The organism is Ornithinibacillus bavariensis (genome assembly GCF_018333235.1).
Classification (GTDB): Bacteria; Bacillota; Bacilli; order Bacillales; family Amphibacillaceae; genus Ornithinibacillus; species Ornithinibacillus bavariensis.
The window spans coordinates 944,087-958,006 of sequence record NZ_BORP01000001.1 but is presented as its reverse complement, the minus strand read 5'-3'; the positions used below and the strand labels follow the sequence as shown (position 1 = coordinate 958,006).

Annotated in this window: 16 protein-coding genes; 10 read left to right on the top strand and 6 right to left on the bottom strand. The window is 33.8% G+C overall.

The features are described from left to right. Positions 1 to 167: 167 nt before the first annotated feature. On the bottom strand, positions 168 to 698 hold the full coding sequence (locus tag KI338_RS04790) for a DUF1259 domain-containing protein (protein ID WP_306345296.1): 531 nt from the start codon (positions 696 to 698) through the stop codon (positions 168 to 170). 602 nt (positions 699 to 1,300) lie between these two features. Between KI338_RS04790 and KI338_RS04785 the strand changes: the two genes are divergently transcribed. The 3 genes from KI338_RS04785 (at position 1,301) to KI338_RS04775 (ending at position 3,766) form a co-directional block, all read left to right on the top strand. Beyond that, positions 1,301 to 2,335: a serine hydrolase domain-containing protein gene (locus tag KI338_RS04785; protein WP_212919810.1), complete on the top strand. Its 1,035-nt coding sequence runs from the start codon at positions 1,301 to 1,303 to the stop codon at positions 2,333 to 2,335. 243 nt (positions 2,336 to 2,578) lie between these two features. Continuing rightward, positions 2,579 to 3,028, top strand: coding sequence for a DUF1569 domain-containing protein (locus tag KI338_RS04780; RefSeq protein WP_212919809.1), 450 nt, complete (start codon positions 2,579 to 2,581; stop codon positions 3,026 to 3,028). A 246-nt stretch (positions 3,029 to 3,274) separates the two neighbouring features. Next, a complete protein-coding gene (locus KI338_RS04775) occupies positions 3,275 to 3,766 on the top strand; it encodes a DinB family protein (RefSeq protein WP_212919808.1) in 492 nt (163 codons plus the stop codon). Positions 3,767 to 4,040: 274 nt separating this feature from the next. Here the strand turns inward: KI338_RS04775 and arr are convergent, their stop codons facing one another. Next, complete coding sequence (gene arr, locus KI338_RS04770; RefSeq protein ID WP_212919807.1) at positions 4,041 to 4,457, bottom strand: NAD(+)--rifampin ADP-ribosyltransferase; 417 nt, start codon at positions 4,455 to 4,457, stop codon at positions 4,041 to 4,043. A 165-nt stretch (positions 4,458 to 4,622) separates the two neighbouring features. Here arr and KI338_RS04765 point away from each other — a divergent pair, with 165 nt between their 5' ends. Together KI338_RS04765 and KI338_RS04760 are read left to right on the top strand one after the other, a co-directional pair. Further along, on the top strand, positions 4,623 to 5,117 hold the full coding sequence (locus KI338_RS04765; RefSeq protein ID WP_212919806.1) for an RDD family protein: 495 nt from the start codon (positions 4,623 to 4,625) through the stop codon (positions 5,115 to 5,117). Between the two features lie 229 nt (positions 5,118 to 5,346). Continuing rightward, on the top strand, positions 5,347 to 5,901 hold the full coding sequence (locus KI338_RS04760; protein ID WP_244853340.1) for a nucleotidyltransferase domain-containing protein: 555 nt from the start codon (positions 5,347 to 5,349) through the stop codon (positions 5,899 to 5,901). Between the two features lie 191 nt (positions 5,902 to 6,092). Here KI338_RS04760 and KI338_RS04755 read toward each other — a convergent pair whose 3' ends face one another. The 3 genes from KI338_RS04755 to KI338_RS04745 form a co-directional block, all read right to left on the bottom strand. Further along, a complete protein-coding gene (locus KI338_RS04755; RefSeq protein WP_212919805.1) occupies positions 6,093 to 6,287 on the bottom strand; it encodes a hypothetical protein in 195 nt (64 codons plus the stop codon). 71 nt (positions 6,288 to 6,358) lie between these two features. Further along, positions 6,359 to 6,481, bottom strand: a complete 123-nt coding sequence (locus KI338_RS04750; protein ID WP_212919804.1) for a YjcZ family sporulation protein — start codon at positions 6,479 to 6,481, stop codon at positions 6,359 to 6,361. Between the two features lie 76 nt (positions 6,482 to 6,557). Beyond that, positions 6,558 to 6,635, bottom strand: coding sequence for a YjcZ family sporulation protein (locus KI338_RS04745; RefSeq protein ID WP_244853401.1), 78 nt, complete (start codon positions 6,633 to 6,635; stop codon positions 6,558 to 6,560). Between the two features lie 594 nt (positions 6,636 to 7,229). On the opposite strand from KI338_RS04745, the gene KI338_RS04740 reads away from it, so the two are divergent. From KI338_RS04740 to KI338_RS04720, 5 genes are all read left to right on the top strand, one after another. Beyond that, complete coding sequence (locus tag KI338_RS04740; protein ID WP_212919802.1) at positions 7,230 to 8,282, top strand: DUF3231 family protein; 1,053 nt, start codon at positions 7,230 to 7,232, stop codon at positions 8,280 to 8,282. A 216-nt stretch (positions 8,283 to 8,498) separates the two neighbouring features. Further along, entirely contained in the window at positions 8,499 to 8,954 is a 456-nt protein-coding gene (gene tnpA, locus KI338_RS04735) for an IS200/IS605 family transposase (RefSeq protein WP_212919801.1), read from the top strand. Between the two features lie 226 nt (positions 8,955 to 9,180). Further along, positions 9,181 to 10,710 carry an FAD-dependent oxidoreductase gene (locus KI338_RS04730; protein WP_212919800.1) on the top strand — a complete coding sequence of 510 codons (1,530 nt, stop codon included), beginning with the start codon at positions 9,181 to 9,183 and terminating at the stop codon, positions 10,708 to 10,710. Between the two features lie 258 nt (positions 10,711 to 10,968). Further along, entirely contained in the window at positions 10,969 to 11,613 is a 645-nt protein-coding gene (locus KI338_RS04725) for a uridine kinase family protein (protein WP_212919799.1), read from the top strand. Positions 11,614 to 12,154: 541 nt separating this feature from the next. Beyond that, positions 12,155 to 13,138 carry a phosphotransferase enzyme family protein gene (locus KI338_RS04720; RefSeq protein WP_212919798.1) on the top strand — a complete coding sequence of 328 codons (984 nt, stop codon included), beginning with the start codon at positions 12,155 to 12,157 and terminating at the stop codon, positions 13,136 to 13,138. Positions 13,139 to 13,623: 485 nt separating this feature from the next. On the opposite strand, the gene KI338_RS04715 is transcribed toward KI338_RS04720, so the two are convergent. Further along, entirely contained in the window at positions 13,624 to 13,917 is a 294-nt protein-coding gene (locus KI338_RS04715; protein ID WP_212919797.1) for a hypothetical protein, read from the bottom strand. Between the last annotated feature and the right edge of the window lie 3 nt (positions 13,918 to 13,920).

Here is a 13,920-nt window from a genome sequence, read left to right as displayed (position 1 = left end):
AATATTTAATAAAAAATAAAAAGTAGCTAAAAATTGATTTAAAAATAAGTATGGTTAAAGTCATATGGGACTTTAACCATGAGTTTTCAAATATTAATTAAGGAATAGTTAAGCTGAGATATATCCATTTGTGACAGTTACTAAAAATTTCTCAACTGGCTTGCTACTTAAAAAAGTCTTGCTTCTCTTGCGGCTGCTCTACTTGCCCTCGCAAATTCAGCAGGACTCATTCTTACATCCTCCCAATGTAAATACATTAGACGAGGTTCTTCAAACAACCAGTGGTTATGAAATGCTGTCACGATAATTCCTCTTCTTTGTAATGCATGGATCATTGGATTGACTTCTCTTTGTAGGACTACAGATTCACCTAGGTTTAGACCATTATCTTCAAAGGATAACATAAATGGAAGAGCTAATGGGGAGCGGGTGCGACGACCTAAAATAGTTGCTCTAATATTTCTGAGTCGCATAATAACACAGACAGGATCTGCAGTTACTACCTCCCCACCAATAATATTGGCAAGCTGCTGGCAAGATGGCTTATGCCTTCCTCTCATATTACTATGACTACTATCTCTATGCCTTTTTATTGTCCTATGAATCTTTGAATCTGTAACTGATTCAAAAAAATCATCTAAATCAAATTCTGTATCATTGCTTTCGGAACCTGTAAAATCGTTACTTCTTCTGTTCACTTATATCACCTCTCTTTCCAGTTACCTCTTAATAGTGTATTCAGATATATTAGACAAGAATAGACATGTTATCTAGCACAAAAGCACTTTTATTTCATCAAAACCTATTAAAATATTACAGATAACTATATCAATTTAAAGAAGAAATTAATCTGCCGATGGTTGTACACTAATAATTGGTTCTTGGGATTGTAATTATCTTTTTGAAATATAATGCCGTATTTTTATAGAGGTTAAGAAGATTTTTTTTGAATTTGTCGAAAAAAATCAACGAATAAAAACTTGAAGAGAAAATAGATAAAAACAATGAGAGAAAATGAATTTATTAAGCAATGGTGTGATAATTGACGACTTGTTATAGCTTATTTTGCTAAGGTTATTCTAGAAAGGAATGGGAAAGTTGAAGTATTAGTAACTGAATTGTATAAATATAATAGAGTATTGCTAAAATTATTTGAGTATGCTACACTCACAATAGTTATACAGGTGACATAAGTGAGATAGCTTATGTTGGTGTCCTTAATGGTTAAAAACAGTTATGTTGCACAGTGCCTCCAATCATATTGGGGGCATTTTTTATTTTTCAAAGGAGAGTGGATAAATTGCTATTAAAAAAAGATTATACAAACTTGTTTGAAGAAGTACATACTCATGTAAAGGAAAGTGCTGAAAAGCTGGGGGCGAGTGGTGCCGCTCTATTTATTATCCATAACGACAAAATCGTAACAGAGTCTTATTTTGGTAAACAGTCGCTAGCTAAACATTCTCGAGATGTTAAAGCAGATACTCAATTTCACATTGCATCAGTAAGAAAGGCTTATATCGGTTTTGCTGCTGCTTACGCTATTTATCATGGATACTTTTCCATTAATGATCCGATTCAACGGTTTGTTGAAGACTCTCATTTACCTGCATATAAAGGTGTAACCATTCGTCACTTATTAACCCACACACATGGACTTAAAATAGCTGATGGTAAACTAGTAAGTGAGTACAAACCAGGTGAATCTTGGGCATATAGAGGTCCTAGTATTGAGTTGTTAACAACGATTATCAAAAAAACAACGGGATATTCCGTTGCTGATATTGTAAAAGAGCAGGTCATTGAACCACTTGGATTTCAATCGACAGAATGGATTAAGATGAGTCAGCCTCATTCAAAAATTGCAAATACGATTCGAGATGCGGATAACATTTTTTGGACTGAGACGGATGTAGTAGATGGTTCTGGAATGAATATGTATGTGTCTGCAAAAGAGCTTGCTTTATGGGGCTACCTTCATTTAAAAGAAGGGAAATGGGGAGAAAAACAGCTAATTCCTAGAGAAATCATTCAAATGGCAACATCCATTCAGACTCCTAACCCGAGACTTCCGATACAAAAGAATGGATTTTTATGGTTTGTAAAAGAAACGAACCATTCCTTTAACCAAATAGGCGATAAAGTACCAAAAGGTTCCTATCAATTACTCGGATACACAAATGTAGCTCTACTCGTCATTCCAGATGTAAACGTAGTAGCAGTAAGAATGTTCAATCGATATGGTTCATCTGAAGGATATGATTATCTCAACGACATTCGGTCTTTTGGAGACACTGTTTATAAATGTTCGATAAAAACAAGTACAAAGCACTAATGGAAGGTATTTTTGATAGGAGAATTGTTCCATAAAGTTGAGAATTACTATAAGACCTTGATAAATTAGAGCCTATTTTATTATTCTGCTAAAGGATGCAATATTTTTAAAAAGTAATTGAAATTTGGTATATTATGTTATAATTTTTGTGATATTTTGAAGGGGAATTTCTATCTAAGAAGTGGAAAAGAGTCTATAGAATTTTGTGGGGATGTAGAGGAAGATTGGTAAAGGGGGAAGCACATGAAAAGTATCTTTAATCAATTGCATACAGAGGAAATTCTAGACCGAATTAACAAATTAAGTCCAGATTCAAAACGCCAATGGGGTAAAATGGATGTTGCTCAAATGCTGGCACATTGCTCATCCTTTCAAGTCATTGCAATGGGAAATGCTTTTCCTTCGAGAGGTTGGCTAGGAATATTAATTGGACCATTTGTGAAACCAATTTTTTATAACGATAAGCAATTAGCCCAAAATATGTCCACAATCCCAACCATTTTGATTGTAGATGAAAAAGAATTTGAAACAGAAAAGGAAAAACTAAAACAAAAAATTATCGAATTTCAAAAAAATGGTCCAGAGAAGTGTACAACTCATCCACATCCTTTTTTCGGTAAACTTACTTCCGAGCAATGGGGAAAAGGAATTTATAAGCACCTTGATCATCATTTAAAACAATTTGGTGTTTAATAATCCGAGGGGGATAGGTTTTTCACTAACAAGATCAGAATCGAAATAAAGGATCAATAAATTAATGATCCTTTATTTTTTATGGTGAATGTTTTGAATATTGTGTTAGTATTTAGTTGACGGTTATTCGATTAACAGAGTAGTAGTTGGATAATGTTTGTTAGGAATTTCAGAACTACATGTCACAAAGGAAGCTTTGACCAAAGTGACTATCAATTAAAGGGAATAAATTGGAGGGGATAGAAAATGGATGTAAAGACACTTTTGTTACAGCAATGGGCAAGCTGCTTAGATGAAGAAGATTGGTTTCCGCCACTGGAAAAAGTACTAGAGGATATTACTCTTGAACAGGCGATTTGGAAGCCGGTTGAGGAATTGAATTCCATTTGGGAAATAGTTTGTCATTTACTTTTCTATGAAAAGAGATTTCTGATGCGGTTTCTTGGTGAAACAGTGAATGAACCAAAGGCAGAAAATAATGATGCTACATTTCAGTTACCTTCTGAAACGCTAGAAAATTGGATAAAAACGAAACAAGAGTACGTTTATGTTCATCGTGAACTTGAAAAACTCCTAGCAAAATCAGAACATGAAGATTTGTATAGACAAGTCCCAGGAGAAGATCATTCATTAGTGCTTGAACTGAAGAGTTTAGCAATGCATGACGCATATCATATTGGGCAAATCGTATTCCTAAGTAAAATGCAAGGAGCTTGGCCAGGGAAACGCAGCTTTTAAAATCTTTATTAGATTTACAGTTATTCCGCTATAGAAGCATTTTAAATAAAGTAAAGGGCCACTACATATGATGGGTCCTTTTTTGCTATGATCTATCTTTAAAATACTAAGCTAGCACACAAGACATTGGAAAAGTGTATAGTTCGAATGAATTTGTCAAGATTTTGTAAAGCTGACGATTATGGGTATCGTACAAAAAAGCAAAACCAAAAACCAGTTGCAAAAGCAAAGTGATTTTTGGTTCCTTCATCGTTATCAAATAGATATTTAGGTACTAATCGTATATTACAGCCTTACCTTGTTCACGTAACGCTTTTAACGAGGTAAGCATATGATTTATTTCATCATCGGAATGTCTTTCCCATGAACCTAATTCAGCTACTATTTTCAATGGAGATTTAGACCGATAAGAACGTGTTGGGTTTCCCGGAAATTTCTTGTCTGTTAGGTTCGGATCATTTTCAAAGTCACCTAATGGTTCTACGATATAAATTCTTTCTTTTAAATTAGATTTTGCTAATTCGGCACCCCATTTAGCAGCATCTAATGTTGCAGTAAAATAGATATAGTTAGATTTTTTATCTTGATAATTTGATAAATGTTGTGGTTCTAATAGATCGCCAATTTTTAGTTCTGCTTTCGTACCATGGAAAAAAGGACCGTTATCTAAGACGGCTTTTTTGTCATTCATACAGATATACCTCCCATCTTTTTGTGTATACAGTATAATATATGAACAGCAAAATGAGTAGTCTATAATAAATTTTCTTGAACTGGGCGAAAGGTGCATAGAGTTTCCATAAGTATGAAGAGATTACTACCTGGTTATTGTTGGAAGTAGATTGCGAGGTGCCTCATGAATAATATTCCATTAAAAAGTAGATTAAAAGAATTACTTGTTGATTATCTAGTCATACTCGCATACTTATTTCTATTGTTAATTATCAATCTAGGATTCATTTTCTTCTTGTTAGAGGAGTTCCCAGAATATACAGAACTGCAGACCCAATTGCTAGCCACATTTACTTCAGTCATACCAATTATCTTTGTATTTTCATATTTAGATTACTTCAAAAATGGAACTGTAGGAAAAAGAGTATCCGGGCTGAAACTGACTTACAAAAACCGTAATTTTAGTTCAAGTTTGATTAGGAATATCATCAAGTTTTTACCTTGGCAGCTAGGACATATCGGTGTTATTCATGGGATGTACAATGATTTTTCGATAACCTCGATTATCATCATGAATAGTGGTACCCTGCTTGGGTTAATATTGATATACATGGGGTTATTCAGAAAAGATAAACGTCATTTGGGAGATTTAATAGCAGGTACAAAAGTAGAGCAGTAGCAATAGGATTCTATATAACTATATTACGTTATAATGGATTGATACAGCACTTTTTAGGAAAATGCAATCTTACTTTGAGTGGATAAGATATTAAGGGCATTACCCTCAAGAAATCATGCACTCGGTATTAAACAATTGGGATAGAAGCGTAGAATAATCAATACATAAATTACTTACAAATGTAGATAGTAATAAAACTGAAATATTAGTAAACGTTAGGAGAATCTTATTGTTAAACACTTTATCTATTATCGGTAAAGAAATAAATAAAACCAACATTTCTTGGGGAGTGGGCGGATCTCTACTTTTAAGTTTTTATCAATTAATCGATCGGCCTAATGACATCGATATTTTAGTAGATGAACAGAATGCTGAGCAATTAAATGAATTATTGTCTAATATTGCCAGAGCTAATGAAGTGATCCATTATGCTCCATATAAAACTGTTTATTTCTCAAAATATAGTATCGATAACATTAATATAGATGTAATGGGTGGGTTTGCTATTGAACATGATGAAGGTATTTATAAATTGCCGTTTAATAAGGAATCGGTTGTAGCACACAAAAAAATTAATGGGGTAGAAATTCCACTCTGTTCACTTGAAGATTGGTATATCTTATACTGGTTGATTCCTGGAAGGCAGGAAAAAGCTATTCTTATTGAAAATTACTTTAGAAATATAGGAGTTAGTCACCCTGAACTTTTATGGGAAGCACTAAATCAGCCATTACCAATTACAGTCAAAGAGAGGGTGGAAAACTTATTAAACTATATTAGCTAATAGTTTTTAATATTTTCTATGAAATCATATTTGAAAAGATACTCTATTCATTTAAAGTCATAAGAGTTACTTAGACATACATTAATAATAGGAAAATTACTAGGGTTAATGTAAAGTTATATCTAATGTCACTTATTAAACCGGTCAGAGTAACAAAAGCCCCTCCGAATGAGAAGGGCTTTTGAGTTTGATTAAAATATACGTCTTCTAAAGCGAAACGAAAAGACAAAAATAACTGCTGCAAATGGTACAAATCTTCTTCTAAAGCCTGATATTAAAAAGAACCCGCCTCTAGGAGGATCTCCACCAATTACTCCACGATATACCCTTCCGTCACGCATTCTTACTTCAACAGGTTCGCCTCGATATCTCATCATTGGGTTCATTTTTCCACTTCCTTTCTTTGTGGGTTAAACAAAAGGACAGAAGTATCTGTCCTTTTGAGAGGGATGTTCACTCAATATGACCAATATGAGGCTCCTACAATAATAAGCAAAATAAACAATACAACGATTAATGCGAAGGAACTACCACCACCATATGATGCTCCACCATAATTACCGCCTGATCCATACCACATATATACATTCACCTCCACAAAATGATTTGGAGTTCTTTCTTACATAAGCGGATTATTGATTATAAATTAGAAATAATTAATAGCCACCTCCCGTATAAGAAGTACCTACAATGATAAGCAAAATGAACAATACTACAATTAAAGCAAATCCCATTCCTGAGCCATGCATATTAACACCCCCTGCTCATAAATTGGATATTCTAATCTATCCACTATTACATTATGTAAATACTTATTTTATGAAGTAGATAAACGTGTAAAATAATAGAAAATCCATGTTTGTCTAATAGATTTATACCCTATGAATAAAAGCGTATGTACAAAGACATACGCTTTTTTGGAGGTGATCCATATGATGCCGCTGTAGGATACGGCTACTATAAACTATGTAAAGATTATTAATCTGTTTGGACGTCTGAATTATTATTTATAGATTTTAGATTTTATATGTAATTGTTTATAGTAAAAATACCTTACCAATAAAGTCAGATGAACTATAATTGGTATATTTATGTAATAGATATTAGTCTATTACATTTGTTTGTTCATTATAGACTTTACTTCATTCCGAATTAGCAATACTCTTGATACGAACATCATTGAAAAAACTATGAAAGAAAATAATTTTCAAAGACCCTCTTTATTGAGAAGAGACTTATCAATTGACGTAATGTACGGATTGCTCATTCATAAATTTTTCCTGTTCCGGGCATATTATTCTGTGACGAATGGAATAGGAGGTTGTCTTATGGAATACGCCGATAAAGAATTAAATCCATTTCATGTTATGAAACCACTTAGTTTGAGTACAAGAGAACAGGATGAATCACAACCTTTAACAGTTATTGAAATGGGTAAATTATGGACTACTTATGTTGGAAATAGTATGTCAAGTCAAATCCTCTCTTATTTTCTTCAACAGTGTGAGGATGAGTATATTAAGAAGTTATTGGAGAATGCCTTAGCATTAAGTAAGGACTTTTTGCAAAGGGTTGGAAAATTTCTAGAGGATGAAAATTTCCCTATACCAGCAGGTTTTACTCAAGAGGATGTAAATCTTGGTGCCCCGCGTTTGTACGAAGATGAATTTTATGTACATTATTTAAAATATGTAGCTAAGGGTGGTATGAGCATATATGCAGTGGCAATCCCGTTGGTAATAAGGGAGGATATAAGAGAATTTTTCATTTATGCAAATCAATGTACATCTATCCTTTTGGGGCAAATTAATAATATTTTATATGGCAAGAAATACACTGTAATGCCTCCAATCATTCCAACACCTGAGAAAAATGATTTTATAAAAAACCAAAACTACTTAAACGGTTGGTTTGGAGATGTCAGACCACTACATGCCATGGAGATTGTTCATCTATACGATAACATTGAAAATAACACAACAAGTAAAGCTTTATTATTAGGATTTTATCAGACCGTTAAAGACGAAAAGATAAAGGCTTTGTTTAAACGAGGCTTAGAAATGACTGATAAGGCAGTGAAGCAATTTAGTGAAAAGCTTCATGTTGAAAACTTACAAACACCTTCATACATAGACCATTTGGTAACAACATCCACTTATTCTCCTTTTTCGGATAAAATAATGGTATATCATAAATTCGACATGTTCTCTATAAAGATGCGGTCATTTGGGAACGCATTGGCGGTAAATGGAAGAAGAGATATAGCTGCATTATATGGAAGAGCGATGATTAACGTTGGATTATTTGTCGATGATGCTGCAAATATCTTAATTGATAAAGGCTGGCTGGAATCACCACCAAAAGCATTCGATAGAAAATAATTTTGATGGCTTACAATAGCTAAGATTTGTTACCAATGACACAAAACTACTAAATGTAAAAACCTTGTTGAATCAAGGTTTTTTTATTAATGCTTTTAAAACCACAGGCTATGCCTGTGTGAAAATAAACCTTCTAGGGATGTAACAAAAGAATCTCCAATCGTATAATAGAGATGGCCGTCAAACCAAATCTAAAAAACGAGAGGAGATCTACTCATGTCGAGTGACAATAGTTTATCACACACCCGATGGAATTGTAAGTATCATATAGTCTTTATACCAAAATACAGAAGGAAAGTAGTATATGGTAAGTTAAGGAAAGACATCGGGGCGATTTTAAGACGTTTATGTGAGATGAAAGATGTAGAAATCATAGAAGCACATGCAATGCCAGATCACATTCATATGTTAGTGAAAATTCCACCAAAGATGTCAGTATCGTACTTCATGGGGTATCTAAAAGGTAAAAGTTCTTTAATGATCCATGATAGACATGCAAACTTAAAATATAGTCATGGGAATAGAACTTTTTGGGCTAAAGGATATTACGTAAGTACGGTAGGGCTCAATGAAAAAACAATAGCTAAATACATTCGAGAGCAAGAATCAGAGGATCGTTTGCGAGACAATATGAGTAAACGAGAATACGTCGATCCATTTAAAGAAGTATAGGAAGATAAACGGTTGACGGTCAATTCAAAAAGCCCCTTTAGGGGCCTCGTTGGCAAAGTGCCCTTATAGGGCGAAACTAAAACCGCCCGTTTTACGGGCGGATAATTATTAGTAATTCTCCTGAGATTTATCAATGAAATGTCAATAAATACTAGAACTATTGGAAATACTGAAAATGACATTGGAAAGCAGCATAATGACATTCATGGATTAGGAGTGAAGAAAAATGGCTCAATCAAAAGAATTGCCACAATATCCAGAGCCTTATTGGCGTGACGGCATAGATTTTCCGCATTTTTCCAAGCTAGATGAAGATATTCAAGTTGATGTGGGGATAGTTGGAGGCGGTATTGTAGGCATAACCGCAGCGTATTTACTTTCTAAACAGAATAAAAAGGTAGCATTAATTGATGCTGGAGTTATTCTTAATGGTACTACGGGACATACTACTGCAAAAATAACGGCTCAACATGATTTAATCTATGATGAACTGATTCAGCATTTCGGAAAAGAAAAAGCGAAATTGTATTATGAAGCACAAATGACTGCAAGGAGCTTTATAGAAAATACGATAAATGATCTTGGAATTGATTGTGATTATGAGAAACAGGATGCAATTGTTTTTACTAATTCGAATGATTACATAATGCAATTAGAAAATGAAAAAAAAGCCTATGATGATTTAGGGATTGAAGGAGAATTAACAGACAATATACCTTTAGAAGTTCCATACAAAAAGGCTTTGATTATGAAAGACCAGGCTCAATACCATCCACTCAAATACTTAACTACTTTAGTAGAGGAAAGTATCAAGAACGGTGTGCAATTTTATGAAAATACAACGGCAGTAGATATTGAGTATAATAAGCACCCTGCTATCATTACGAGAGATGGTAAACGAATTGTAAGTAAATACGTTCTAGTTGCTTCACATTATCCTTTTTATGATGGATTAGGCTTTTATCCAACAAGAATGTATGCGGAAAGAGCCTATGTGTTAGCTATAAAGTCCCAGAAAAAATATCCAGGTGGAATGTATATTACGGCAGAACAACCAACTCGTTCCATTCGTTCTGTAAATATAAATGGGGAAGAGGTATGGTTAGTTATTGGTGATAACCATAAAACTGGTCAAGGAAAATCGACTATTGAGCACTATGAAGCATTACGTGATTATGCCGAGAGCAATATAGGAATTGAAGAAATAGTATATCGCTGGTCAGCCCAGGATTTAACAACTTTAGATAAGGTACCTTATATCGGAAGTATCACATCTGAACAAGATAATATTTATGTAGCAACAGGATTCCGTAAATGGGGGATGACAAACGGTACCATTGCGGCCAAAATGTTTTCTGAGAAAATAATGGGTCAAGATAATCCTTATGGAGAACTTTTTACACCTGCACGTTTTCAGCCAGATCCTTCTCTGCGTAAATTTGCATCGATTAATGCAGATGTGGCAAAGCATTTAATTAAAGGTAAACTAGAATTTACCGAAAATAATATAAGAGATTTATCAGCAGATGAAGCAACCATAACACGTATCAATGGTAAACGAGCTGGTGTCTATAAGGATAAGGATAATAAAGTATATGCTCTAGATACGACCTGCACCCATATGGGCTGTGAGGTAGAATGGAATTCTGGTGAAAGAACTTGGGACTGCCCATGTCATGGGTCAAGATTTTCTTATACTGGTGAAGTAGTAGAAGGGCCTGCAAAGAGACCCCTTGAGCAAATTAATATAGACTAAGAAAAACGGAAGCATGCAGAGTTTTAATATTCTTATTGAACTCTGCATGTTATTTTTATGTAGTGAAAATAATTAGAATTATATGCTACAATAAGAAAACTACTGTAACGCTTCAATGGAAATGATGTTCTTATTTACTTACATACGAATCGTAGGTTTTGTTATTATATTTAACTATAATGGCATAACTGTTAAGTCGTTAATAGGTTAGGTAAAGGGATATCGAAGAAAATAATAAATGGTACAATGGAGGAATTTATGGAGAGGCTAATAAAAGAGATAGTAGATAAAGTGGATAATACTAGTCATAGAATCATGATTGGTATATCTGGTCATGGTGCATCCGGAAAAACAACCTTCGCAAAAAAGCTTATCGAAGTATTTGGGGAAAATAATGTAAATTACCTTAACACAGACCCATACATTATTGATTCAGCTGTTAGGAAAAATACCTTAATAGATTATGAATATAATAATCAAAGGTATCGCTATAAAATGACTGCATGTCATCCAGCTGCCCATCATTTACTGTCCTTAGAAAGGGATGTGATGATGTTGAAGGAAGGAATGGATTTATATACGATAGGAACTCATTGGAGCGCGAGTACGTTACTTACGTCTAAGAAAAAAGTAACTATTGTAGAAGGAATGAGTGTTGCTTTCATAAAACCTAGTATATTTGATATCACTATATATTTTTATACGGATAGTCATACGGAATATGAGCGAAGAAGTGTTCGCGATATAAAATACAGGGGAATGGATATAAATTATTTAAAACAATCTCATAATGAGCGCAGAAATCAATATGATGTATTTATGCATCCTTTCCACGAAAATTTCGATGTTGTTGTGAAGACAGCGAATGGTGAGGTAATTGTAGAAAAAATGATATTAGTGTAAAGAAATCACTGGAATAATATTGATACATAACGTTTCTTTATATTCTACAAGAGTTGTATACATAGAGTACTGTCTAATTTTTATTAAAATTATAAATTTTACTGGATATGCTATTGAATTATGAATTGTTTAAATGGTATAATATTCCTATAATTTGTGAAGGGAGTGAGATTAAGCAATGACTAATTTAATGAAGATAACCTTGGAAATTAATTGTATTGCCTCTCACTCATACGGAAGAATCTATTTTAATTTTTGATTTATAAATAATTAGTTTATGGCAATGGCAGCATCCGCTTTTTGCAACAGAACGTATCAGCCACAGGGTTATATTATTTACCCTGTGGCTTTTTTATTATTTAAATTCCTATGAGCAAGAGACTCTCATAAAAAAATTTCCAGTTATTCTTCTAAAATTTATAACTGGAGGGAAGTATGCTATTTCAGACAAAGTAAGTTAGTAGTTACAAAATTATTAGCTGGTAACAAAGATCACATCGAACGTTGATTATTAAAAAAGCAAATAGGGAGTTGTCTGTTTATGTTGAAATTAAAATATCTCTTTAATAATGTGGATTTAGCCGAAATGCTGTTAAGAAACTGGGAATATGATAATCAGTCTCTTGATATGTTTAAGTACTACAGAATATCGTCAAATGCTATTTATCCTTTTCAGGTCCATGGCAAGACGCAGCTTTTAAGATTTTCTCCAAAAACAGAGAAAAACGGAGATAATATTTTAGCAGAACTCGATTTTATTACTTATCTACGTTCCAAACAATATGGAGTTTTGGAAACGGTTGTATCCAAAAATGGGAAGGAGCTTGTCGAAACACGAACACCATGGGGCGAATATTATGCCTCTGTATTTAAACGTGTAGCAGGGAAGCAACTCAATTTAACGGACTTAAGCGAGGATATTATTTTCTGCTATGGAAAAGCTTTAGGGAAGCTTCATCAATTATCTAGTGAGTATAATCCCAGTAAATACAAACGATGGTCATACAATGATGTGTTAAATTGGATTTATACTATTCTAGTTGATTTTCCAAATGAAGAATCGGCTTTGAGGGAAACTAAGCTATTACAAGATTATTTTGCTGATATTCCAATGACAAAAAAGACCTTTGGATTGATTCATTATGACTTTGAATATGACAATGTATTCTATGATGAGAATACTAAATCTTGTAATATTATTGATTTTGATGATTCGATGTATCACTGGTATGTAATGGATATTGAGCAATCACTTACTAGTTTACAAGATTGTGTACATCCAGAAATGTATCAGCAGAAAAAACAATACTTTTTGGATGGATATCGTACTGAGTTCGAGATCTCTGATGATATGATGTCACTAATACCTGCTTGCAGACGATTTGCTAATTTGTACGGATATGCTCGAGTAAAAATATCCGTACAAGATCAGTGGGACAATGAGCCAGAATGGTTAAAAGACTTACGAAAGAATTTATCAGAGGCGATGAAAGAGGATGCGTTGTGCTTTGGAATGGCAATGTAGTATTGAGGGATCTTTTGTCGTGTAGTAGTTATACTACAATTAATGCTTAAATAGCTATTAATGAAACATTGAAAAAAGCCTTATTTCCTGGTTTAAATGGAAAATTAAGGCTTTTTTTCTATTTTTGGAGAATAAGTCCATCAACCGACTTATATTCTATTGGAATCTCTTAGAAGGAACAGATAATGACATGATAAGCGAAAGTGCCGTTTATTAAATTCTTATCAGGTAAGTATCCATCTGAAGCACTAGCGGTCTTAGTTAAAAGAACAAAAAATATTGTTACATGAAAAAATGAAAAGTCTGTTTTGAGATAGAATTAATTAATATTTTATGCCTTACTTACAATTGTTCCATCTTCTTTGGTCAGGTAATGAACCACGGCGAAATCGTTAACTGTTGCACCAAAATGAGAATACATTACAGTATGTTTAGGGTTTAGATATGCCTCTTTTCGCTCTTCAAAGAAGTCTTTATCATACCATTCAACGCCAAATCGAACAGTATTGCCCTTGTACGATGCTATCGACCAGTCCCATGGATTTTTCAAATCGACGATCTGACTCCTTCAAGTGGGCAATGCATACGTCTAGGTCCTCCTTTGAATGGAGTTGAACCTCAACCTGTGACCAGGCATAAACTTTCTTGCCTTGTGCTTGTCGACGTCCTGACTCTGCACCGGGTGTAACTACGGTCCAACCATCTTCTGTAACATAAGGTTGGAAAACGTCTTGTTGACCGATTCCCATGATATCCTCAGATTGGTTTATGTCTCTCATAAT

Bases quoted from the DNA above. Each gene is read 5' to 3' on its own strand.
- KI338_RS04780 (WP_212919809.1), top strand. From the start codon at position 2,579: ATGAAAAGTATCTTTAATCAATTGCATACAGAGGAAATTCTAGACCGA.
- KI338_RS04775 (WP_212919808.1), top strand. From the start codon at position 3,275: ATGGATGTAAAGACACTTTTGTTACAGCAATGGGCAAGCTGCTTAGAT.
- arr (WP_212919807.1), bottom strand. From the start codon at position 4,457: ATGAATGACAAAAAAGCCGTCTTAGATAACGGTCCTTTTTTCCATGGT.
- KI338_RS04765 (WP_212919806.1), top strand. From the start codon at position 4,623: ATGAATAATATTCCATTAAAAAGTAGATTAAAAGAATTACTTGTTGAT.
- KI338_RS04755 (WP_212919805.1), bottom strand. From the start codon at position 6,287: ATGAACCCAATGATGAGATATCGAGGCGAACCTGTTGAAGTAAGAATG.
- KI338_RS04750 (WP_212919804.1), bottom strand. From the start codon at position 6,481: ATGTGGTATGGATCAGGCGGTAATTATGGTGGAGCATCATATGGTGGT.
- KI338_RS04745 (WP_244853401.1), bottom strand. From the start codon at position 6,635: ATGGGATTTGCTTTAATTGTAGTATTGTTCATTTTGCTTATCATTGTA.
- KI338_RS04740 (WP_212919802.1), top strand. From the start codon at position 7,230: ATGGAATACGCCGATAAAGAATTAAATCCATTTCATGTTATGAAACCA.
- tnpA (WP_212919801.1), top strand. From the start codon at position 8,499: ATGTCGAGTGACAATAGTTTATCACACACCCGATGGAATTGTAAGTAT.
- KI338_RS04730 (WP_212919800.1), top strand. From the start codon at position 9,181: ATGGCTCAATCAAAAGAATTGCCACAATATCCAGAGCCTTATTGGCGT.
- KI338_RS04725 (WP_212919799.1), top strand. From the start codon at position 10,969: ATGGAGAGGCTAATAAAAGAGATAGTAGATAAAGTGGATAATACTAGT.
- KI338_RS04720 (WP_212919798.1), top strand. From the start codon at position 12,155: ATGTTGAAATTAAAATATCTCTTTAATAATGTGGATTTAGCCGAAATG.
- KI338_RS04715 (WP_212919797.1), bottom strand. From the start codon at position 13,917: ATGAGAGACATAAACCAATCTGAGGATATCATGGGAATCGGTCAACAA.